General features: G+C 65.7%; 19 protein-coding genes. 4 read left to right on the top strand and 15 right to left on the bottom strand.

The genetic code is table 11. The annotated features are described in order from the left end of the window. Positions 1-25: 25 nt before the first annotated feature. From GGC64_RS11405 to GGC64_RS11390, 4 genes are all read right to left on the bottom strand, one after another. Positions 26-622: a CDP-alcohol phosphatidyltransferase family protein gene (locus GGC64_RS11405; protein ID WP_192722635.1), complete on the bottom strand. Its 597-nt coding sequence runs from the start codon at positions 620-622 to the stop codon at positions 26-28. Positions 623-631: 9 nt separating this feature from the next. Then, positions 632-2965, bottom strand: coding sequence for an accessory Sec system translocase SecA2 (secA2, locus tag GGC64_RS11400; protein WP_192722634.1), 2334 nt, complete (start codon positions 2963-2965; stop codon positions 632-634). A gap of 113 nt (positions 2966-3078) precedes the next feature. After that, complete coding sequence (locus GGC64_RS11395) at positions 3079-3918, bottom strand: GNAT family N-acetyltransferase (protein WP_192722633.1); 840 nt, start codon at positions 3916-3918, stop codon at positions 3079-3081. A gap of 120 nt (positions 3919-4038) precedes the next feature. Beyond that, complete coding sequence (locus tag GGC64_RS11390) at positions 4039-5676, bottom strand: acetolactate synthase (protein ID WP_192722632.1); 1638 nt, start codon at positions 5674-5676, stop codon at positions 4039-4041. Between the two features lie 21 nt (positions 5677-5697). On the opposite strand from GGC64_RS11390, the gene GGC64_RS11385 reads away from it, so the two are divergent. From GGC64_RS11385 to GGC64_RS11375, 3 genes are read left to right on the top strand one after another with little or no spacing between them, the layout of a single operon-like run. Continuing rightward, positions 5698-7587 (top strand): ABC transporter ATP-binding protein/permease, encoded by a 1890-nt coding sequence (locus tag GGC64_RS11385; protein ID WP_192722631.1) that lies wholly within the window; start codon positions 5698-5700, stop codon positions 7585-7587. A 45-nt stretch (positions 7588-7632) separates the two neighbouring features. Further along, on the top strand, positions 7633-9561 hold the full coding sequence (locus tag GGC64_RS11380) for an ABC transporter ATP-binding protein/permease (RefSeq protein ID WP_192722630.1): 1929 nt from the start codon (positions 7633-7635) through the stop codon (positions 9559-9561). Positions 9562-9585: 24 nt separating this feature from the next. Then, the gene (locus GGC64_RS11375; RefSeq protein ID WP_192722629.1) at positions 9586-11460 is read left to right on the top strand and encodes an ABC transporter ATP-binding protein/permease; all 1875 of its coding nucleotides are present in this window, start codon (positions 9586-9588) and stop codon (positions 11458-11460) included. On the opposite strand, the gene GGC64_RS11370 is transcribed toward GGC64_RS11375, so the two are convergent. Genes GGC64_RS11370 through GGC64_RS11340 form a run of 7 tightly spaced genes read right to left on the bottom strand, consistent with a single transcriptional unit; the run spans position 11457 to position 16520 of the window. After that, complete coding sequence (locus tag GGC64_RS11370; protein WP_192722628.1) at positions 11457-12905, bottom strand: FAD-binding protein; 1449 nt, start codon at positions 12903-12905, stop codon at positions 11457-11459. The genes GGC64_RS11375 and GGC64_RS11370 overlap by 4 nt on opposite strands. Beyond that, positions 12902-13381: a VOC family protein gene (locus tag GGC64_RS11365; RefSeq protein WP_192722627.1), complete on the bottom strand. Its 480-nt coding sequence runs from the start codon at positions 13379-13381 to the stop codon at positions 12902-12904. The genes GGC64_RS11370 and GGC64_RS11365 overlap by 4 nt, the downstream gene beginning before the upstream one ends. A gap of 46 nt (positions 13382-13427) precedes the next feature. Next, complete coding sequence (locus GGC64_RS11360; RefSeq protein ID WP_192722626.1) at positions 13428-14075, bottom strand: SRPBCC family protein; 648 nt, start codon at positions 14073-14075, stop codon at positions 13428-13430. Continuing rightward, positions 14072-14410 (bottom strand): metalloregulator ArsR/SmtB family transcription factor, encoded by a 339-nt coding sequence (locus GGC64_RS11355; protein WP_192722625.1) that lies wholly within the window; start codon positions 14408-14410, stop codon positions 14072-14074. Before GGC64_RS11355 ends, GGC64_RS11360 begins: the two co-directional genes overlap by 4 nt. Positions 14411-14451: 41 nt before the next feature. Next, the gene (locus tag GGC64_RS11350; protein WP_192722624.1) at positions 14452-15513 is read right to left on the bottom strand and encodes a hypothetical protein; all 1062 of its coding nucleotides are present in this window, start codon (positions 15511-15513) and stop codon (positions 14452-14454) included. A gap of 8 nt (positions 15514-15521) precedes the next feature. Next, on the bottom strand, positions 15522-15821 hold the full coding sequence (locus GGC64_RS11345) for a hypothetical protein (RefSeq protein WP_192722623.1): 300 nt from the start codon (positions 15819-15821) through the stop codon (positions 15522-15524). A gap of 12 nt (positions 15822-15833) precedes the next feature. Beyond that, positions 15834-16520 carry a TetR/AcrR family transcriptional regulator gene (locus GGC64_RS11340; RefSeq protein ID WP_192722622.1) on the bottom strand — a complete coding sequence of 229 codons (687 nt, stop codon included), beginning with the start codon at positions 16518-16520 and terminating at the stop codon, positions 15834-15836. Between the two features lie 104 nt (positions 16521-16624). Here GGC64_RS11340 and GGC64_RS11335 point away from each other — a divergent pair, with 104 nt between their 5' ends. Then, positions 16625-17065: a nitroreductase/quinone reductase family protein gene (locus tag GGC64_RS11335; protein WP_192722621.1), complete on the top strand. Its 441-nt coding sequence runs from the start codon at positions 16625-16627 to the stop codon at positions 17063-17065. Here the strand turns inward: GGC64_RS11335 and GGC64_RS11330 are convergent. The 4 genes from GGC64_RS11330 to GGC64_RS11315 form a co-directional block, all read right to left on the bottom strand. Next, complete coding sequence (locus GGC64_RS11330) at positions 17062-17757, bottom strand: hypothetical protein (protein WP_192722620.1); 696 nt, start codon at positions 17755-17757, stop codon at positions 17062-17064. The two genes, GGC64_RS11335 and GGC64_RS11330, sit on opposite strands and share 4 nt — an antisense overlap. 146 nt (positions 17758-17903) lie before the next feature. Beyond that, positions 17904-19307, bottom strand: a complete 1404-nt coding sequence (locus tag GGC64_RS11325; RefSeq protein ID WP_192722619.1) for an FAD-dependent oxidoreductase — start codon at positions 19305-19307, stop codon at positions 17904-17906. A 15-nt stretch (positions 19308-19322) separates the two neighbouring features. Further along, positions 19323-20246: a sterol desaturase family protein gene (locus tag GGC64_RS11320; RefSeq protein ID WP_192722618.1), complete on the bottom strand. Its 924-nt coding sequence runs from the start codon at positions 20244-20246 to the stop codon at positions 19323-19325. 36 nt (positions 20247-20282) lie between these two features. After that, entirely contained in the window at positions 20283-21821 is a 1539-nt protein-coding gene (locus tag GGC64_RS11315; RefSeq protein ID WP_192722617.1) for a carboxylesterase/lipase family protein, read from the bottom strand. Positions 21822-21827 lie beyond the last annotated feature (6 nt).

The raw sequence follows: 21827 nt of genomic DNA, 5'->3' as shown, positions 1-21827 counted from the left end.
TGTCCTCGGCTCTTCGCGCAGGCGCTCATCGCACAACCTTCGGCAGTTGGCGCACCACCATGGACACCTGGATCAGATAGAGCACCCCCGACCACAGGTACATGGCCAGGCCCCAGATCAGAAAGGCCCAGCCGCATGCGAGCACGACCCTGCTCCAGAGCGCATCGAACTGGCCGAGCAGGATCAGCGGGAAGCCCGACATCAGCGCGAAAGTGGCGGCCTTGCCGATGTAGGTGACCGGCAGCGCGGTCAATCCGCGGCCGCGCAATACCGGCAGCGTCGCGGCGAGGATCACGTCACGACCGAGCAGCGTCAGCACGATCCACCACGGCACCGCGCCGTAAATCGCCAGCGCCACAGGCACGGTCACCATGTAGATGCGGTCGACGGCCGGATCGAGCAATTCCCCCAGCCGTGACGATTGGTTGTCGACGAGCCGGGCGATCTTGCCGTCGGCCCAATCGGAGAAGCCGCTGAACATCAACAGGCCGGTAGCCCACCCGGTGGCGTGAGCCACCAGCAGCAGGTACAGGAACACCGGCACCAATACCAGGCGCAGCGCCGACAGCGCATTGGGCACCGTCAGCACCCGGTTGCGCACGTCGCCAGCAGGGCCCGCCATGGGCTAAACCTATCGGAAGACTCCTGGCAGGCTCAGCGCCGACATGGTCTGGTCTGCCAGCGGATTGTCGTGCACCATGTACGTCCACGTCGACGTCGGGCGGGCGAGTTTCGACAGGTCGATGCCCGGCTCGTCCTCGATGGACGGCGCAGTCTCGAACGTCTGCTGCGCCGCCTCGATCGCGTCGGCAGCCAGTGAGGCGAACGCGTCGACGGCCATCCGGTGGAACTCGTCGATCGGGGTCTGGTTGCCCAGTGCGCGCAGGTGAATGCTCTCGCGGATGTCGGCCAGGTAGGCCAGGTGGTCGGCCCATCCGCGGTCGAGGTGATACAGCATGATCAGCCGGCAGATCTTCTCCAGCTTCTCCTCACCGAGTGTCTCGACGATCTCCTCGTAGCGTTTGGGTGCGCGCTCGGCGAGCTCCTCGCGGGCAGTTGCGGTGCGCAGCAACGTGTCTCGGCGTTCGACGATGATCGCGCGCTGCTGGGCGATCAGCTGGTTGTAGCGCCAGTTGTTGGCGTGGATGTCGAGCATCCGGCCTTCGGCGACACGCTGCGCGTGGTCGAGCAGCGTCGCGGCCTTGTTACTGACGATGCGGCCGTCGCCCTTCTCCGGGTCGGTCTCCATGGGCAGCTTGTTGGGCTCGAGGTGCGCGACGACGACGTCGTCTTCCCAGCTGGCGAAGAACACCGATGAACCGGGATCACCCTGGCGGCCTGCGCGGCCGCGCAGCTGGTTGTCCAGCCGTTCGGTGTGGTGGCGCCCGGTGCCGATGACGTGCAGCCCACCGAGTTCGGCCACCTCATCATGGCTGGCTTCGTCGGAGCCCCCCAGCCGAATGTCCGTGCCGCGGCCTGCCATCTGCGTGGAGACCGTGACGCTGCCAAGCGTGCCCGCCTCGGCGATGACGCGGGCCTCTTCTTCGTCGTTCTTGGCGTTCAGCACGACCGCAGGCACGCCTGCCTTGACCAGCCGCTCATGCAGCTCCTCGGATTCGGCGACATCGTGGGTGCCGACCAGCACGGGCTGCTGGGTTTCGTGCACTTCCTTGATGTGGTCGACGATCGCGTCGATCTTGGCGGCCGCGGTGATGTACACGCGGTCGGTCTCGTCTTCGCGAATGTTGGGAGTATTAGGCGCAATTGGCGACACACCGAGCTTGTAGAACTGGCGCAGCTGTTCGCCGGCCGCGAGCGCGGTGCCCGTCATGCCGCACACCCGCGGGTACCGGTTGATCAACGCCTGGACGGTGATGGTGTCGAGCACCTCACCGGTCTCGGTGGTCTCGATGCCCTCCTTTGCCTCGACGGCGGCCTGCAGCCCGTCGGGCCAGCGCTGCAGCTGCGCGATGCGGCCGCGGGAGGAGTTGATCAGGTGCACGGCGTCGTCGCGGACGATGTAGTGCACGTCGCGCTGCAGCAGCACGTGCGCGTGCAGTGCGACGTTGACCTCGGTCAAGGTGGTGCCGACATGTTCCTCGGAATACAGGTCGATGCCGCCGAGCTTGGCTTCCAGCTTCTGCGCGCCGGACTCGGTGAGGTGGACGTTGCGGTTGTCGGCGTCGGTGTCGTAGTCCTTGCCTGCGATCAGTTCGCCGACGAGCCGGATGATCTCGACCTTCGGCGTCTCGCGGTGGGTGGTGCCCGCGAGGACCAGGGGCACCAACGCCTCGTCGACGAGGACCGAGTCGGCCTCGTCGATCAGCGCGACGTCGGGGTTCGGCGAGACCAGGTCTTCGACGTCGGTGACGAGCTGATCGCGCAGCACGTCGAAGCCGACCTCGTTGACCGACGCGTAGGTGATGTTGCACTTGTAGGCTTCGCGGCGCTGCTCGGGAGTGGACTCGGCGGTGATCCAGCCGACCGTCAACCCGAGCGCCTCGATCAGCGGCCCCATCCATTCGGCGTCGCGGCGGGCCAGGTAGTCGTTGATGGTGATGACGTGAACGTGGCGTCCGCCGAGCGCGTAGCCGGCGGCCGCGATCGCACCTGACAGCGTCTTGCCTTCACCGGTGGCCATCTCGACCACGTCGCCGGCCAGCATCCGCAGCGCGCCCTGCAGCTGGACGTCGAACGGCTCCAGGTTGGTGGCCCGTTTGGACGCCTCGCGGGCGATCGCCAGGAACTGCGGAATGTCGGATGACTCGGCCAGGTCGTCGAGATTGAGCAGCCGGGCGGCCTTGCGCAGCTGCTCGTCGTCGAGGTCGGCCGCCTTCTCGCCGAAGTCCGAGGACTTGTCGACGAGCGACATCGACTTCACCTCGTCGCGGTCAGTGCTGGCGCCTAGCAGTTTCCAGAACCTGTTGCTGACACGACCTGAGGTGCGGTTTTTCGTCTTCGCCACACGTTTACCGTACCTGCGCCTTCCACTACCGCGTGGGCCCACACGTGAGTAGGGGACGTGCGTGTCTGCACCGCGACACGCCGCGATATGCGTGCAGTCTGCGCACGCTCGGGTCAGTCGGGCGCGACGAAGCTGATCCGCACCCAGTCGTTGACCGGCTCGAAGCCAATCCGTCGGTAGATGGCGTTCGACGTCGGGTTGGCGATATCGGCGAACAGCACGACGTCGGCCGTGCCGCTGCGGTGCGCCAGTTGTACGGCGGCGGCGGTGACGGCCGAGCCGTAGCCGTGGCTGCGCTCGTCGCGCGGTGTGAACACCGGTCCGATCCGCGACACGTCCGCGGCGGGAGCCCGCAGCATCGCCATGCTGCGGGGTGAGCCGTCGACGTCCCACAACACGAAGCGATCACCAACGCGGCAGGCGTTGTCGACGAACCGTTCACCGGGGTCGTCATCGCGCGGATCCCCGAAGGCGTCCGCGAAAAAGCGCTCCACCCAGTCCACAAGCAGGGCGCGATCGCTGTCGGTCGCGACCCGCGGCGACCCTGCAACGCCTTGTGGAACGAGCAAGGCACCCAACCGATACAGCTTGTCGCCAGATGTCACCGTGCCGCGCTGTCCGGTGACGTCACGCCACGCATCGGCGAACGCGACGGCGGTGTGTTCGACCCCACGGACGCCATGCAGCGACGGGTCCAACCGGGCAAGTGCCGATGCGACCGCGGACGCCGTATCTGTAGGAATTCCGCTGCACGCCAACGGATATGGAGGTGTCTGCAGGGCCGCGCCCACGACGCGACCGTTGTTCCAGAGCGTCAGCATCGTCGAATCGTCGGGAAACGCTCCTGCCCGCAACAGGGTGAGCTCGATGGTGTGCACGACGGGGTCGCGTCGGTACAACGGTTCCGCGATGTCGCGAAACTCGTCCACCGAATGATGCAGCCTGACCTCCATGCATCCAGAATGGCCACCAATCGCTAAGGCGTCCACCGATTTACGGCCCGCGAGCGTGCACGTTTGTACAGAATTTCGCGGCGTGTCGTGTGCAAACACGCACGCTCGCGGTAGTAAAAACTAGGCCAGGTTCGAGCGGCGGGGGTACGCGACGGCGGGATCGGTCAGCGCATTCACCACAGCAGGCATACCCGACGAGAACGCCCGTTCCAGCGCGGGCCGGATTTCCGCGGGCGTCGAAACCAATTCGCCGTGCCCGCCAAGCGCGCTCACCACTTCGTCGTAGCGGGTGCCCGGCCGCAGTTCGGCGACCACCGAATAGCCGTACAACATCTCCATCGGATGCTTTTCCAGCGCCCAGATGCCGTTGTTGCCGATCACCGAAACCACGTGAATACCGTGGCGCACCAACGTATCCCACTCCATGCCCGAGAATCCGAACGCGCCGTCGCCCTGCAGCAGCACCACTTGCCGATCCGGCCGGGCCAGCTTGGCGGCCAGCGCATAGCCGGGTCCAGAGCCAAGGCAGCCGAACGGGCCGCTGTCCAACCACGCGCCCGGCACGTAGCTGTCGATGACCCGCCCCGCATACGAACCGAAATCACCGGCGTCGATGACGACGATCGCGTCGCGGTCCAGCAGCGGCTTCAGTTCGGCGTACAGCCGCATCGGGTGCAGCGGCGTGCGGTCGTCGTCCAACTCCGCCTGCTCGGCGGCCCGCGCGGCGTCCTCCACGGCACGCAGTTCGTCGATCCAGCCGTCGTGCTCGGCTGTCCTCGCAGCGGCCAGTGCCTTCAATGCGCTGCTCAAATCGCCATAGAGCTCCGCGGCGACCTCGCGCGGATGCGCGCGGTCGGGTTCGACGCGATCGGCGACGATCAGTTTGGTCTGCGCGCCGAACACCCCGCCGAAGCCGAGCCGGAAATCCATCGGCACTCCGACGACAAGCGCAACATCGGCCTCCCCCAACGCTTTTGACCGCGCCCGGGAAAACGCCAACTCGTGGTCCGCCGGCACTGTGCCGCGCGCCATCCCGTTCATCAGCACCGGGATCCTCAGCGCCTCGGCCAACTCCAGCAGCGCCTGCTCGGCATGTCCCCACCACACGTTGGTGCCCGCCATGATCACCGGGCGCTGCGCGTCGCCCAACAGGCGCACGGCCGCGTCCACCGCATTGCCGTCCGCATCGGCCGCATCCGGAAGGGTCGACAGCGCACCCGTACCGCCTGCGTCGTGCGCCTCGCTGAACACGTGGTCCATCGGGAAATCGATGAACGAAACGCCCGACGGCGCGCCAACCGCGGCGCGCAGCGCGTCGTCGATCAACGCGCTCACCGCGTCGGCCGACTGCGCGGTCGCGGCGAACCGGGTCAGCGGCGCTACGAACGGCACATGGTCGATCTCCTGCAGCGACCCTTGCCCCCAGCGCAGCGCCGGCGCCCGCCCGCCCAGCACCACCAGCGGCGACTGGTTCTGCTGTGCGGCCGCCATCGCGCTCATCCCGTTGGTCACCCCGGGCCCCGCCGTCAGCGCGGCGACACCGGGCACCCTGGTCACTTTCGACCAGCCCTCTGCGGCAAACGCCGCGGTCTGCTCGTGGCGGGTGTCGATCAGCCGGATGTTCTCGGCGCGGCATCCGTCGTAAATCGAGAACAGATGTCCGCCGGACAGCGTGAAGATCGTGTCGATGCCGCTCGCGCGCAGCCTTCGCGCGATCAGATGTCCGGCATTGACCGTAACTGGAGCGTCGATGCTCATGGCCGCAGCATAATCGCGGCCATGACCACGTTCAGGCCGTCGATCGATTGGAGCGACGAGGCCTTCCACACCGCCGTGTGGGTGGTGGAGATGTTCGTCCTCAGCACCGTAGGGGTGCTCGTGGTGCTGATCCTCGTCGGGCGGTTCACCGAATGGGGACGCCAGTTCTGGCGGGTCAGCGGCGACTACTTCAAGGGTAGGCAGAGCCTTCCGGTGTGGGCGCTGCTGGCAGTGCTGCTGGTGTCGGCGATCCTTTCGGTTCGGATCAGCGTGCTGCTGAGCTATCAGGTCAACGACCTGTTCACCGCGCTTCAGGTCGCTTTCCAAGGCGATGCGGCCAGAACTACTGGCATACAAGGGTTTTGGTCGACCATGGGTGTGTTCGCGATCCTGGCCACCTGCTATGTGGTGCGACTGCTCGCCGACCTGTACGTGACACAGCGGTTTCTGATGCGGTGGCGAATCTGGTTGAGCCGCCGCTTCATCGGCGACTGGCTCGGTGATCATGCCTATTTCCGCAGTCAGTTTTCCCGTCAACCCATCGACAATCCCGACCAACGCATCCAACAGGATATCGACATCTTCACCGCAGGTGTGGGTGGACAGCCGAACAACCCCGCGAACCACTCGGGTAACACGTTGCTGTTCGGTGCGATTGAGTCTGTGCTGTCGGTGTTTTCGTTCGGTGTGATTCTGTGGCGGCTCTCCGGCCCGTTGACGTTGGCGGGCATCACGATTCCCAAGGCGCTGTTCTGGATCGTCATCGCCTACGTGTTCGTGGTGACCGTCATCGCGTTCGTGATCGGCAGGCCGCTGATCCGGCTGAGCTTCGTCAACGAACTTCGCAATGCCAGCTTCCGGTATGCGCTCGTTCGGGTCAGGGATGCCGGCGCAGCGATCGGTCTTTATCGCGGTGAGAACGTCGAACGAAGCGTCCTCACCGGCCGTCTGTTGTCGGTGATGGACAACTACCGGCATTGGCTGAACCGTGTCGTGTTGTTCACCGGCTGGAACCTGTCGGTGGGTCAGGCCATCAATCCCCTACCGTGGCTGGTTCAGGCGCAACGGCTTTTCGCCGACCAAATTTCCTTCGGTGGCGTCTGGCAGTCCTCGACGGCGTTCGGCGCGATCCACGATTCGTTGTCGTTCTTCCGCAACGCCTATGACCAGTTCGCCAGCTACCGTGCGGCGATCATCCGCCTCGACGGGCTGGTCGACGAGAACTCGCGGGCGCGGGCGTTCTCCAGCATCACGACGGCCGTCTCCGACGAAGGAGCCCTCGAGGTCGACGCCGTCGAAGTCCGCACCCCCGAAGGCGAATCGCTGGTGCGCGGACTCGACTTCACCGTCGGCCGTGGTGAGACGCTGCTGATCAGCGGGGCGTCGGGCATCGGCAAGACGGTCCTGTTGCAGAGCCTCGCCGGGCTGTGGCCGTTCGCATCCGGCCGTATCCGCCTACCGTCGAGCCGCGGCGAGGCGATGTTCGTCCCCCAACTGCCCTACATCCCGCTCGGGGACCTACGGGCGGTGGCGTCGTATCCGCACCGCGAAGGCGAGGTCAGTGACCGGCAGATCCAGCAGGCCATGACCCAGGTCGCGCTGTCGCACCTGGTCATTCGGCTCAACGAAGCCCGCGACTGGGCCAGGGTGCTTTCGGTCGGCGAGCAGCAGCGCATCGCGTTCGCCCGCATTCTGCTCGCCAGGCCCAGCGCCATCTTCCTCGACGAGTCGACGTCGGCGATGGACGAGGGCTTGGAGCTGATGCTCTATGAACTGATCCGAACCGAGCTTCCCGACGCGGTTTTGGTCAGCGTGAGCCATCGCGGCACCGTTGAGCAGTTCCACGCCCGTCACCTGGAGTTGGTCGGTGACGGCGAATGGCGCCTCGACGCGCTTCCTACCAGGAGTTAGACCCTCCAAAACGCTCGCGGCAGCTTGTGGAGGTACCTTGCCGGAATGAACCCGGACATGTTCGTCCCGACGCTCGACTGGGGCAACGAGCTATGGAAGACGGTGGTGTGGGTCGGCAGGGCGTGGGCCATCGCCGCCGTCATCACCATGCTGATCCTGATCCTGATCGTCCAGTTCACCAAGTGGGGCAAGCAGTACTGGCGGATCACAGGCGACTACTTCAAGGGGCGCGACAGCGTCATCGTCTGGATATGGCTGGCAGGACTGCTGCTATCAGTAATTGCCGGCGTCCGCATCGATGTCCTGCTGTCCTACCAGGGCAACGACATGATGAGCAGCTTCCAGGCGGTCGCGGCGGGCCTTAGCACCGGCGACGAAGCGGTGAAGAATTCGGGCAAGGACGGCTTCTGGTTCTCCATTCTGGTGTTCAGCATCCTGGCCACCATCCACGTCGCACGCGTGATGCTGGACCTGTTCCTGATGCAGCGGTTCATGCTGAGGTGGCGCGCCTGGCTGACCGACCGGCTCACCGGCGACTGGCTCGACGGAAAGGCCTACTACCGGGCCCGCTTCATCGACGACACCATTGACAACCCCGATCAGCGCATCCAGACCGACATCGACATCTTCACCGCCGGAGTCGGACCGCTGCCGAACACACCCAACAACACGTCCGCGGCCACTCTGCTCTTCGGCGCTGTCTCCTCGGTCACGTCGATGTCAGCTTTCACGCTGATCCTGTTGAACCTGTCCGGCACGCTCACACTGCCCCTCATCGGATGGCAGGTGCCCAAGGCGATGTTCTTGATACTCATCACCTACGTCATCTTTGCCACGGTCATCGCCTTCTGGATCGGCAAGCCGATCATCTGGCTGGCGTTCAACAACGAGAAGTTCAACGCGGCGTTCCGCTACGCGCTGGTGCGCCTGCGCGACGCCTCCGAGGCGGTGGCCTTCTACCGCGGCGAGATCGCCGAGCGCACCGGCCTGCGACGGCTGTTCGCCCCTGTCGTCTCCAACTACAAGCATTACGTCAACCGGATGATCGGCTTCTACGGCTGGAACCTGTCGATGAGCCAGATCATCGTGGTCGTGCCGTACATCCTGCAGTTCCCGCGATTCCTCTCCGGCGAGATCAAGCTCGGCGCCATGTCGCAGTCGGCGTCGGCGTTCGGCAGCATTCAGGACGGGCTGTCGTTCTTCCGTAATGCGTACGACTCATTCGCCGGATACCGCGCCGCGATCATTCGTCTGCACGGCCTCGTCATCGCCAACGAAGAAGGCAGGGCGCTGCCAGAAGTCACGACCACTCCGTGCCGGGACGGCTCAGTCGTCCTCGATGACGTCGAAGTGCGCACCCCCGACGGCAAGCAGCTCATCAAGCCCCTCGACATGCGCCTGGAGATCGGTGACACGCTGGTGGTCACCGGGCCGTCCGGCAGCGGAAAGACCACGCTGCTGCGTAGCCTCGCCGAGTTGTGGCCGTTCTGCTCGGGCACACTGACCAGGCCATGCGGCCCCAACGAGACGATGTTCCTTTCGCAAATGCCGTATGTGCCGCTGGGCAACCTGCGCGCTGTGGTCAGCTATCCGGCTGAAGAAGGCTCGATCGACGACGCCACGCTCAAACACACACTGCAGAAAGTGGCGCTTCCTCACCTTGTCGACCGCCTCGACGAAGTGCTGGATTGGGCCAAGGTGCTCTCCCCCGGTGAGCAGCAGCGCATCGCGTTCGCCCGCGTCCTGCTGACCAAGCCGAAGGCCGTCTTCCTCGACGAGGCGAGCTCGGCGCTGGACGAAGGGCTTGAGTTCATCTGCTACAACCTGGTGCGCACCGAGCTGCCCGAAACCATCCTGGTCAGCGTCAGCCACCGCAGCACGGTCGAGCAACACCACACCCACGAGCTCGAACTGCTCGGCGACGGCGAATGGCGACTCGGCCGGGTGCAAGGCGACGAGCCCGTCCCGGTTTAACGCTGCGCCGGGTAGCTTCCCGGCATGGAAACGTTCACGCCGTCCCTGAATTGGGGCGACGAGCTGATCACGTCCCTGGTGTGGGTGGCGCGGGCATGGGCGATCGCGGCGGTGTGCACCCTGCTGCTGCTGGCGCTGCTTGCCCGGTTCACCACCTGGGGCAGGCAGTTCTGGCGGATCACCGGCGATTATTTCAAGGGCCGCCAAAGCATTCCGGTATGGTCGTTGCTCGGCGTGCTGCTGGCGTCGGTGATGGTCGACGTGCGGCTCGGGGTGTTGTTCAGTTATCAGTCCAACGACCAATTCTCCGCGCTGCAAGCCGCCTTCAGCGACCAAGGCAGCGCGAAAGACATTGCAATCCAGGGTTTTTGGGCGGCGATGCTGCTCTATGTCGGCCTAGCCGTTTCCGATATCGCCCGCAACCTGCTCGACGTGTACCTGATGCAGCGGTTCATCATCCGGTGGCGCGTGTGGCTGACACATCGGCTCACCCGTGACTGGCTCGACGATGACGCGTACTACCGGGGGCGTTTCGTCGAGCAGCCGATCGACAACCCCGACCAGCGCATCCAGCAGGACATCGACGCGTTCACCACCGGCACCGGCGAGGGAACCAACACGCCGACGGTCGGCACGTCCCAAACCCTGGTGTTCGGCACGGTCTTCGCCATCGTCAACGTCGTCTCGTTCACGCCGATCCTGTGGGGCCTGGCCGGACCGCTGACGATCCTCGGTGTGACGGTGCCAAAGGCACTGTTCTGGATGGCGTTGGTGTACGTGTTCCTCACGACGGTCGTCGCATTCTGGATCGGCAGGCCGCTGATCAGGCTGTCCTTCCGCAACGAGCTCACCAACGCCGCGTTCCGCTATGCGCTGGTGCGACTGCGTGACGCCGCAGAGGCCATCGGCTTGTACCGCGGCGAGGGCGCCGAAAGAGGTCAGCTAACAACGAGATTCGCCGCCGTCATCGCGAACTACCGGGCCTTCGTCCGCCGAACCCTGGTGTTCCTGGGTTGGAACCGGTCGATGAACCAGATCGTCAGCCCGCTGCCGACAGTGGTGCAGGCCCCGCGGCTGTTCGCAGGCGAAATCCAGCTCGGTGACGTGACACAGTCGTCGAGCGCCTTCATCTCGGTGCACGATTCATTGGCATTCTTCCGAGCTGTCTACGACTCGTTCGCCAACTACCGCGCCGTGATCATCCGGCTCGACGGCCTGGTAACGGCCAACGAACAGGCAAGGGAGCTGCCCGTTTTGACGACTGTGCCCACTGCCGACGGCTCGCTGGAACTCGACGGCGTGGAAGTCCGCACCCCGCAAGGCGTACGCCTTCTCGATCCGCTCGACGTGCGGCTCGACTCCGGGGAATCGTTGGTGATCACCGGCGGCTCGGGAACCGGCAAGACGACGCTGCTGCGCAGCCTCGCACAGCTGTGGCCGTTCACGTCGGGCACGGTGCGGTGTCCCGCCGAAGGCACCATGTTCCTGTCGCAGCTGCCGTACATGCCGCTCGGCGACCTCCGATCGGCGATCTCGTATCCCGCCGTCGCAGGCGAATTCGACGACGCGGCAATCCAATCCGCGCTCGATACGGTTGCGCTCGGTCATCTCGCCAGCCGCCTCGACGAGACAGCCGACTGGGCCAAGGTGCTGTCGCCGGGTGAACAGCAACGCATCGCGTTCGCGCGGGTGCTGCTCGCAAAGCCCAGAGTGGTGTTCCTCGACGAGTCGACCTCCGCGCTGGACGAGGGCCAGGAATTCGCGCTGTACCGGTCGTTGCGCGCGGCCTTGCCCGACTGCATCGTGGTCAGCGTCAGCCACCGCAGCACTGTCGAGCAGCATCACGACCGGCGACTGGAACTGCTTGGCGGCGGCCAGTGGCGCCTCGCGCCGGTCTAGCTCGCGGCGGCGTGCGCTCCGGCGCGGCGGCCGAAGAACGAGCCCTCACCTAGCTGGGTGCCGCTGGCATAGCCCTTGCCGTCCTGGGCGATGTTCGACGCACACGCGCCCGCCGCATAGAGGCCGGGGATCACGCTGCCGTCCTCCCGCAACACCTGGCCGTCGACGGACGTCGCGAGCCCGCCGACCGTGAAGCCCGCGTACATCGCCTTGCCAAGCGACAGGTCGAATGCGCCCCACGGCCCTTTGTCTTGTGGCGCAAGGAATTCCGGCTGCTTGTGGAAGTCGGGGTCCTCACCGCGGGCGGCATGCTCGTTGTAGCGATTCAGGGTGGCGGCCAGGTTCCCCTTCGGAATGCCGAGGGCGGCTTCCATTTCCTCGACGGTTTCCCAGCCGTCGATCAACGGCACCAGGGGCACCTCGGGTCGTTCCAGGTGCTGCTCGTCGACGATCAGGAATGCCGCGCTGTCGGGCTGATCCATCACGAATCCCGACGTGCGCGAGTGGTAGGAGTCCTCGGCGACGAAGCGCCGTCCGTCCTTATTGACGATGATTCCGGTCAGCAGAATCGACGGTGGGTACGCGGGCGCGGTGATGAAGGCCTGATCCATGTGTTTGGTTGCTCCGCCCGCTGATTCACCCAGCCGGATACCAAGGCCGTCGTCGTAGGTGTTGCCCAACACGAACGGCTTTTCGGCCAGCTTCGGGGTGTACTCGGCGACCATCTCCGGATTCATCACGAATCCGCCTGCAGCGATCACGACCGCCTTCGCGTGGATCGCGCCGCTGTCGTTGAAATGCTTCCAGGTGACGCCGACGACCGCGCCGTCATCCTGGACGAGCGCCGTCGCCCCTGTTTCATAGCGGATCTGCACACCGAGTTGCTCTGCCCGCTTCAGCAGTAGGTCGATCACCATGCTGGCCCCGCCGGTGTCACCGGGCACCGGCACCTTGTGCCCGCGCGGCGCGGGCACCGCCTGATCCTTGAACGGCCAGACCTTCTCGTTTCCGGTGAACATCAGCCCCTCGGTGTTCGGCTGGATGACGGCCTTGCCGGGAAAATAGCTGCGCTCGAACTGAAAGCCCAAGTCCTCCAACCAGTTGAAGTGCTCGACGCTGCCGTCGCAGTAGGCCCGGATCTTGTCGTGTTCGGGTTCGCGCGACACCGCGACGAGGTACTTGTACATCTCGTCGGCGCTGTCGGCGTGGCCGGTGGCCTGCTGCACGGCGGTGCCTCCGCCGAGATAGAAATGGCCGCCGGCCATCGACGTCGTACCGCCCGCGGCCGCAGCGCGTTCCAACACGAGCACTCTCGCGCCCGCTGCCGCAGCACTGACCGCTGCGCAACCGCCCGCGATGCCGAAGCCGACCACCACCACGTCGACCTCGTCGGACCACGCGGACACGTCGGCGGCGTTGACGGTCTCCGGGATTTGGGTGCTCACTTCTGCTGCTCCTGCTTGATGTAGTCGAAGAACGCCCGGATCTCGGACGGGATGTACGCAATCTCGATGTAGGGCACGCCGGCGTCCTGGGCCGTGACATATGCGAACTCCATGCCGCCCGGCATCACACCGCGCTGCACCACCTCGGCGCCGCGCTCGGCCACCGCGCGCTCGACGTCGTCGGCCTCGATACAGACGTGATGCAGTCCCGGCCCTGCGCTGTCCAGGAACTCGGTGTAGATGCTCTCGCCGGACACCGGCGCGATCAGTTCGAGTTGGGTGTCGCCTGCATAGGACAGCGAGATGTCGGCGACGAAGTCCGCGGGGCCGCCGCGGTAGGTGCACGCGTCGGGCCCGAAGTGGACGCCGGGCATGCGGATCCACTTTGTGGCGCCCAACAGCGTGGTCAGCGCCTTTTCGGTGGCGTCGAGGTCACGGGTGACCCAGGCAATCTGGACAGGTGTCTGGTCAGGCATCGTCACCGAGAATATCCCCGAGTCGCGGCCGTGGCTAGAACGTGTTCTAGTTTTGTTCTTCGCCGAGGTAGGCGGCCACGCAGCGGTCCGTCATCGTCCGCGCGGCTGTCGGATCCGTTCCGAAGGCGACGTTCACCGCGTGCCACGCCTCGCCGGAAAGCGTCATGAAGCGACGACCGTCCGCGGTACCCACCCACTGCTGCCCGAACGACGGGTCGACGGCTTCGCCGGTCGACAGATGCAGAGCCAGTCCCAGCAGCATGGAATCCCAGCCCATCCCCACGGCGCCAGGGCCGAATTGCCGCCAGATCTCGTCGTCGGCCACGGGCATGATGTGCTCGAGCACCAGTCGCGCTCTGTCGGGGCCGTCGCTCTCGATGCTCACGTCGATCCAGCTGACGTTGCCACCGAACTCCCACGTCGCGCTGAAGTTCTTGGGCGGATCGCACGTCAGGATGGTCCCACCCGCTTGGCCTTCCAGCTGATAGGAACCGCCGAGTCGCAGCTCACCGGAGATCGGCAGGAACCACCGCGGAATCCGCTCCATGTTGGTGACCGCATCCCAGAGGTCGGCCGGGTCGGTGTCGTAGGCCTGACTGACGGTGACGACGTGCGCGTCCCCGATGTCGATCTTGCGGGTGCCGAGGTTGCGCGCAACCGTGTTGATCTGATGCTCGACGTCGATCTCGGTCATGTTGCCTTCCTTCGTCGTTGCCGTTTGCCCCTGGCGATCTCGGTGGCCAATGCGTCAAGATGCGGGCTCCAGAACCGGCGGAACCCGTCGAGCCACTCGTCCACGTCGCGCAGCGCGGTGCCGTCCACTGCGTACAGGCGTCGCTGGCCATCGGGCCGCACCGAGGCGAAGCCGTTGTCGCGCAGCACCTTCAGATGCTGAGAAACCGCGGGCTGAGTGATCGCGAACTCGCTCTGAACGGTCGCTCCGATTGCGCCCGCGGACATCTCGCCGCCGGCAAGGAGTTCGAGGATGCGACGGCGCACCGGATCGCCGAGGACATCGAACGCGTGCACGTCTCCAAAATAGAAGTATGTACTTATATAAGTCAAGTCTATTACTTCTTGTCCCACCCCGGCGGTGCTGCGCCCCGCCCGAAGCCCCACGTGGCTTGGCCGAGCCGCGGCCTTGGCTCAACAGCCGACCGTCGACGAAACCCCGCGGTCAAGACCGGCTCGGGGTCGGCGCCTTCGAACATCGCAACGCATGGGGCTGCGAATTCGCATACCGCACAATGTGTTCCGGGGTTCGGGTAGACGGCGGGATCGCGGATCATGTCCAGCGCTTCAGCGGCGAGCTGCGTGCCGACCGACGCGATCTCCTCCTGGCTGCGGCGGATCAGGGTCCGGCGTACCGGCCCTGCCGTGTGTTGTTCGACCCGGGTCGTGACCTGGTCACGTGATGCCCGCGTCGACTCGCGCTGGTGCTGCGGGATCGACCGGCCGCCTCCGCTGCCCTCGTGCTGTGCGACGGGCTCGCGGCGGGCGGCCGCCGGTGCGGGCAACTCGAGCGGATCGCCGATGCGCACCTCGTTGTGGATGGTGCCTGCGATCGACATGCCGACGTAGTCCTGCTGCCACGCCCAGCACGCCGCGAGCGCCTCCTCGTCGCGAGTCAGCGCGTCCCGGTCCTGCCAGTCGTCGACGATCTGGTGTCGCACCACCCAGTACTCGTCGGCGTGATTCACCGCGAGCAGGTCCACCCTGCAGGTGTAGACCACGCCGGATCCGTTGGGCGCCAACAACCCTCGCGCGGGCTCTGCCGGATCGGCGATCATGCCGGTGACATCGTGATCGATCTTGACCGGGGCGAAGTCGTCTATTGTGCGCGCCCACGCGTCATAGCAGTCCAGCACCGCCACCGCAGACGCGGTGAGCTCATCCGCCGCCGCCTCGGTGAGCGACCGCGAGACGGCCTTGTGGACCAGCGACTGCTTCAGATCGTGCTGCCAGTCCCAGGTGCCCGGGTAGTAATAGACGGCAAGGGCGTCCTTGAGCGCGGCGGCCAATACGGGTTTCGCGCTGTCGAGTGGTTCGAGCCCGCGCCGCGATGCGAAATCCCATTGCCTGCGGCAGCGTTTGAAGGTTGCACGCTGCCCCGGATCGATGCGGATAACCACGGGTGCTCTCAGTGTGAGTGCGGCCAGGGATCGTCGAGCGGCCATCGACACCGGTCGGTGCGGTCGGCCATCGACTCGAGTTCGGTCAACAGATCGTCGAAAAACGGTCGCGTCCGCGACGGATCGTCGGGCCAGTGCGCAGAGAAGCACATCCAGACGTCCGGGTTGTCCGACGGCGCCGAGGTCACCGCGGTGTCAAGCGGAAGTACGCGCCAGGTATACGAATCGCCACGGCGCTCCAGGTACACGGTGTCCCCACGATCGGGGCGTGCGGCCACGATCGAAGCGAAGAGCTCTTCGCGGTTCATCTCCTGGCCTCGTCAGTTCAGGATAGTCAGCGCCTCGATCAGTAGCCGGGCCTGGGTGTCGAACACTGCGCCGGGTTCGGTCAGTGTGTCGGCGCCGTACTGGCCGAACACCTCCAGGCTGATCGCGCCCACCAGGGCGGCCCACAGCAGAAAACACTTCGCGACCGCGGAATCGTCGCCGGAAAACTCGAACTCGTCCCGAATCCTGTCGAAGTCCGACGACAACGGTTGAGCCACAGCAACATTCGACGGTGAAATCTCGCCGGCCGCGATGCCTTCAGCGACCGCGCCGAACAGTGCACCGACGACACGAGTGCCAGGGCCGACAGTGCGTGCGCTCGGCGCGTGGTAACCGGGCACCGGGCTGCCGTACAACAACGCCCAGCGGGCGGGCTGATCGACAGCCCATGCGCGGGCGGCGTGCGTCATCGCCAGTAGTCGATCGCGCCATGTCCCGTCGACGGCGGTCGCCGCATCATCGACCGCGTCGGCAAGTTCGGAGTACGCGTCGACCAACAGCAGAGTCAGCAGGTCGTCACGGCTGGCCACATACCGGTACACCGCGGACGACACCATGCCCAGATCGCGCGCGATCGCCCGCAGCGACAGCCCGGCCGCCCCCTCGGTGACCAGATGCCGCCTGCCGAGCTCGATGATCTGCGCCTCGATCTTCTCCCGCGACTCCTGCCGCTTGCCCATGCGGCCAGTGTGACACAAAGCGAGATCAGTGCTCTTGATTTCCCGACGCACGCGTGCCACCCTGATTAGAGAGCACCGCTCTCGACTTGTTGGAAGGAATCGCGATGACCGTCCGCTATGACGAACCCAACCTCGCCGCCCGCACAGGCAACGAGCTGATCCGATGGCTGGCAGAGGCGGGCCTCAGCATCGCCGGGACGCGTGCACTGCGGGTGCGCGGCCGCAAGACGGGCAAGCGCCGCGGGGTGGTGATCAACCTGCTCACCGTCGATGGACGTGACTATGTCGTGTCGCCGCGAGGCAACACGCAATGGGCGCGCAATGCCCGCGCGGCCGGCGTCGTCGAGATGGGCCCGCGCTGGCGCAGCCGGGACGTGCGCATCGCCGAGGTGGCCGACGACGACAAGCCCCAGCTGTTGAAGCGCTACCTCGATCGGTGGTACTGGGAGGTGAAGGGTCACGTGGGTGGGTTGACCCCGCAGTCGACGGTCGACGAAATGCGTGCCGCCGCACCGGCTATCCCGGTGTTCGAGCTGCTCCGTTAGGGGGCGGGCGGCGGGGCGTCGACGCTACCGGCGGCGGCGGAGATCACGTCTTCGCGGGCCTGCTGGCTGGCGGCCTGCCAGGACACCGCCGCCGGGTACTGGCCCCAGGTGCTGTTGAACATGCCGACGATCGCGGCTCTGCCGTCGGGGGTGAGGTTGTAGACCGGCCCGCCGGAGTCACCCTTCTGGCTCACGACGCCGTTGGCCATGGTGAACCAGCCGTTGTTCACGGCCTGGATGGTTCCGCAGCTCTCCCCCGTGACGACACCGAAATGGCACACCGGCAGGCCGGCGACGGGCGCAATGCCGGGATCGGCGATCAGGGCGCGTCCGCCCGGCAGGATGTTGTTGATTGCGACATCGGGTGCGAGGCTGATCGCCTCCCAGTCGGCGATCTGGTGGTTGGTGTCGACCGTGGCGCCGTTGGGCGTGTTGTCGCGGAACAACGAGAGACTGCCAATCACGTTGCCGTCTCTGTCCGTCACCTGCCCGCCGCCCCGGCAGTGCCCCGCGGTGAACGCGATCCGCATCTGCGGGTCGACGTATCCCAGCGTGCACACGTTCGTGCCTTGGCGAATTTCCATTCCGGGGAAGACGAGCACGCCTGGCGTTGCCTGTGCCGGTGCGATGGCCAACGTGAGCGCGAAGATCGGCGCCAGCGCCGCGAGCCTTCGCAAGCCTGGTCGGCGCACTGTCGTCTCCGATCTTGAAGTGCCAAGGCTGTCAAGCGTACCGCTGAGCTGCGATAACGGCACACGCAATTGGTCATCGCGCTTCGGCGCTGCGACGTTACACAACCGAGATCTGTGATCTCGGCTGTCCCCGTGGGCAATACGACTCAAGAATCGAAGCCGAGGCCGAGTGCATCAAGTGTGCGGAGCAGGACGTTGCGCCTTCCGGCGGCGTGGTCGGCCCGGTCCAGCGACCACCGCGTCGCCTGGATACCCATGCTGGCCAGCGGCTCCGGCGGAAACGGCAGGGGCCGCTTGCGCACCATCTCCAATTCGGTGCGCGCCGTTGGCTTGCCGTCGAGCAGATCGAGGCAGACGTCGGCGGCGAACCGCGTCGCCGCCACGCCGAGGCCGGTGAACCCGTTGACGTAGGCCACCCTGTCGTCACGGGCCAGTCCCCAGTGCGCGCAGAACCTGGTGTTGGTGTCGATCGCGCCGGCCCACCGGTGGGTGAACCGGACATCGTCGAGCGCAGGGAAAGTGAGAAAGAAGTGTGCGGCCAGCCGCTGGTAGGTGGCGGCCCGATCTTCGTAGCGGTGGTCTACCTTGCGGCCGAAGTGGTAGACCGCGTCGTAGCCGCCCCACACGATCCGGTTGTCCATGGTCAGCCGGTAATAGTGAAATTGGTTGGCGCAGTCCCCGATTCCCTGCCTGCGCCGCCAGCCGATTCGGTCGAGCTGGGCATCGCTGAGCGGTTCGGTGGCCAGTACGTAGTCGTAAACGGGCACGGTGTAGAGCCGGTTGCGACGCAGCAGGCTGGGAAACACGTTCGTCGCGAGCACGGCGGTGCGGCAGGTGATGGCGGCATCGCCGGCCTGCACGTGCAGCGCGATGCCCGCGGAGTCGAGGTGTTGCGCATTGGTGTGCTCGTAGATCTGCACGCCGGCCTCCTGGCAGGCACGCGCCAGTTCGAACGCGAGCTTGGCCGGATGCACGATCGCACAGGTGTCGGGGTGGTAAAGGCCCGCGAGGTAGGTCGGCGAATGCACCTCGTCGCGGATCTCACGCAGCCCGAGCAATTGCCCTTCTCCTGCGGCGGACTCGGCCAGCCAGTCGACCTGATGCGGTTCGGTTGCCACCGTCAGCATGCCCGTGCGCTGCCATTCCGCATCGAGTCCGAGCGATTCGATATCGGCCTGCATCCCGTCGAGGTTTTCTTTACCCATCGCCTCGAGGGCGTGAATCTCTTTGGGCCAGCGCGTCTTTCCGTTCTCGAAACCGTGGGTCAGGCTGGCGTCGACGAATCCGCCGTTGCGACCCGATGCGGCCCAGCCGATACGGTTTGCCTCGATCAGGACGATGCGCTGCTGCGGATTTCGCTGGGCGGCGTGCAACGCGGTCCACAGGCCGGTATAGCCGCCGCCGACCACCAGCAGATCACAGATGACCGAACCGCTGGCCTTGGGGTATTCGGGACGCGGGATGTCGAGCCACATCGAACCGAAGGTGCTTGCCGCAAGGGAACGTTCGATCAGCGCGGGATCGACGTGGGCATCAAACACCGTCTGCACATCGGCGACACTACGCTAGGTGCGCACCCCCGCCGATGCGGTCGCATCCCTGCGCGCGGCGGGCTCCCAGCCCGGTGGCCCGAAGATGTAGCCCATCCGGTCGCGCCACCGCCTCGCGTGGCGCACGTCGCGGGCGATCGCCACGTATTCGAAGGTCTCGAGCTTCCAGATGTTGAACGTGTCCACCTGTTTGGTGAGGCCGTAGTGCGGCCGCGTGGTCTCCGCCTGAAACGAGCCGAATGCCCGGTCGAACAGAATGAAGATGCCGCCGTAGTTGCGGTCCAGGTACTGCTGATCCATGCCATGGTGGACGCGGTGGTGTGACGGCGTGTTGAAGATGAATTCGATTGGCCGCCAAAGCTTGTCGATGCGCTCGGTGTGAATCCAGAACTGGTAGACCAAGTTGATCGAGAAGGACAGGAACACCAGCCACGGGGGAACGCCGAAGAGCGGCAACAGCGCTCGCAGAAACACGTCGCCGCTGATATTCCATTTCTGCCGCAATGCCGTGGCCAGGTTGAAGTATTGGCTCGAGTGGTGTGCCTGATGGGTGGCCCAGAAGATGCGCACCCGATGGGCCATCCGGTGATACCAGTAATAGAGGAAGTCGACGCCGACGATCGCGATCACCCACGTGTACCACTGGTTCGCCGGCAGATGCCACGGCGCGACGTAGGCATAGAGCGCCGCATACCCCAGTAGCGCGACGAAGTTCAGCACCCCGCTGGTCCCCACCGACACCAGCCCCATCGAGATGCTGGCCCATGCGTCGGCGCGCTGATATGCGCCCGCCGGCGGCCGCTCGGCCTCGATGTGTGCGAGCTTGCGCGCCGCTGTCCACTCGATGAGCAGAAACAGGATGAAGAACGGGACCGCGTACATGACGGGGTCGTGCATGAGCGGCGGCAGCACATCCGAAAATGCCTTTGCCAGGTCCACGACGACACCTCCGCGACGAGTCTAGCCAACCCCTCGCTACCGGAAGCTGAGCACCTCACTGCCCCAGGTCGACCGGATGTGCAGGTCGACGTCGTTGACCAGCGAATCTTCGCGGTCGATCACCAGGCAGGCCCGATCGGCTTCCTGATACGGCAGCCATTCGGGCTCACCGTCACAGCCGAGGGGCTTGCCGTGCGTAGCGAAATTGCGCCAGCGCTCCTGGATCCGCGCCGAAACCACCTTGCCGGTCTTCATGCCGCCGAGCCGGAACGTGGGGTCCTTGGGGCCGGCGACCAGGTTGCCCCACACGAACGGAAGTTCGGTGGCGTGCGCACCGTGCAGCCGCAGCAGACGCAACATCGGTGTCGCCCAGTCGAATCGGTACAGATACACCGGCGCGACGGCGCTATGCCCCTCGGCCAGCCATACCGACGGCATCCGGAATCCGACGTCGCGGGCCACGCCCATCCCGCGGGCCTTACCCTTCAGCCCCGGGTAGGCGGTGTTGATCTGGTCGTCGGTCGGCAACCTCAGATGCGGTTGCTCGGCGGCGATCTGACTGAACATCGCGTTGATCGCCTCGGGGGTGATCGGCATCAGCGGCGACTTCATCCAGCGGAACAGCGCCGCCTCATGCTTGTTCGTACCGATGATCAGCGGGACGGGGTGCGACCGCCCCTCGCGCGCCAGTTTCACCGGATGGTCGGGCACCAGATCGCCGTCGACGATCGGGGCAAAGGCCAACGTGCCGGGCGTCTGCAGAGGGACTTCGTTGAACACCGTGCGTGACGCCTCGATGAGCGCTGCGTCGGGCGTCTCGGTCAAGCGGTCAATGTCGTTGTCCCCCAAGCCAAGTGCGGCGAGGAACTGCTTGGCTACCCGGCGACCGCGGCTCACGTCGTACAGCGAGGTGGCAGGCGAGCTCTGGGCGATCGCGCCCGCGAACAACCCCTCTGCGGCCGGGCTCGTCAGCAGAGTGGTGATGATGCCTGCCCCAGCAGACTCGCCGAACACCGTGACACGGTCCGGATCGCCACCGAAGGCGGCGATGTTGTCGCGCACCCAGTGCAGGGCGTGCAGCACGTCGCGCAGCCCAAGATTGCTGTCGAAGCGGCGGCCCGGTGTGCTGAACGACGACAGATCCAGGAAACCGAACGCGCCGAGGCGGTAGTTCACGGTGACCACGATCACGTCACCGTTCTTGGCGAGCACCCGCCCGTCGTACAGCGGCTGGTTGGCCGACCCGAGCACATAGGCACCGCCGTGAATCCACACCATCACCGGCCTTCGGGCGCCGTCTGTGACATCGGACGACGCCCAGATGTTGAGTGTCAGGCAGTCATCGCCCTGCGGAGCGCCGAGGTCGATCGGAATCCGCGGATCGACGGGCTGCGGGCACACCGGTCCCAGTGCGCTGCCGTCGGCGACGTCGGTCCACGGTTCGGGTGGCTGCGGTGCCCGCCACCGGAGTTCGCCCGTCGGCGGGGCCGCATAGCGAACCCCTTTCCACGACGTCACGGCACCGTCGTCGACGCCACGGACGGGTCCGTAGGCGGTTTTCACAACAGTGCTCATCTTTCG

The organism is Mycobacterium sp. OAS707, from assembly GCF_014873705.1.
Taxonomy (GTDB): domain Bacteria; phylum Actinomycetota; class Actinomycetes; order Mycobacteriales; family Mycobacteriaceae; genus Mycobacterium.
The sequence above is the reverse complement of the archived record's forward strand: the minus strand, read 5'-3'. Positions and strand labels throughout refer to the sequence as shown.

Bases quoted from the DNA above. Each gene is read 5' to 3' on its own strand.
- GGC64_RS11360 (WP_192722626.1), bottom strand. From the start codon at position 14,075: ATGACCGAGATCGACGTCGAGCATCAGATCAACACGGTTGCGCGCAAC.
- GGC64_RS11365 (WP_192722627.1), bottom strand. From the start codon at position 13,381: ATGCCTGACCAGACACCTGTCCAGATTGCCTGGGTCACCCGTGACCTC.
- GGC64_RS11405 (WP_192722635.1), bottom strand. From the start codon at position 622: ATGGCGGGCCCTGCTGGCGACGTGCGCAACCGGGTGCTGACGGTGCCC.
- GGC64_RS11315 (WP_192722617.1), bottom strand. From the start codon at position 21,821: ATGAGCACTGTTGTGAAAACCGCCTACGGACCCGTCCGTGGCGTCGAC.
- GGC64_RS11380 (WP_192722630.1), top strand. From the start codon at position 7,633: ATGAACCCGGACATGTTCGTCCCGACGCTCGACTGGGGCAACGAGCTA.
- GGC64_RS11390 (WP_192722632.1), bottom strand. From the start codon at position 5,676: ATGAGCATCGACGCTCCAGTTACGGTCAATGCCGGACATCTGATCGCG.
- GGC64_RS11395 (WP_192722633.1), bottom strand. From the start codon at position 3,918: ATGGAGGTCAGGCTGCATCATTCGGTGGACGAGTTTCGCGACATCGCG.
- GGC64_RS11335 (WP_192722621.1), top strand. From the start codon at position 16,625: ATGACCGTCCGCTATGACGAACCCAACCTCGCCGCCCGCACAGGCAAC.
- GGC64_RS11375 (WP_192722629.1), top strand. From the start codon at position 9,586: ATGGAAACGTTCACGCCGTCCCTGAATTGGGGCGACGAGCTGATCACG.
- GGC64_RS11340 (WP_192722622.1), bottom strand. From the start codon at position 16,520: ATGGGCAAGCGGCAGGAGTCGCGGGAGAAGATCGAGGCGCAGATCATC.
- GGC64_RS11345 (WP_192722623.1), bottom strand. From the start codon at position 15,821: ATGAACCGCGAAGAGCTCTTCGCTTCGATCGTGGCCGCACGCCCCGAT.
- GGC64_RS11385 (WP_192722631.1), top strand. From the start codon at position 5,698: ATGACCACGTTCAGGCCGTCGATCGATTGGAGCGACGAGGCCTTCCAC.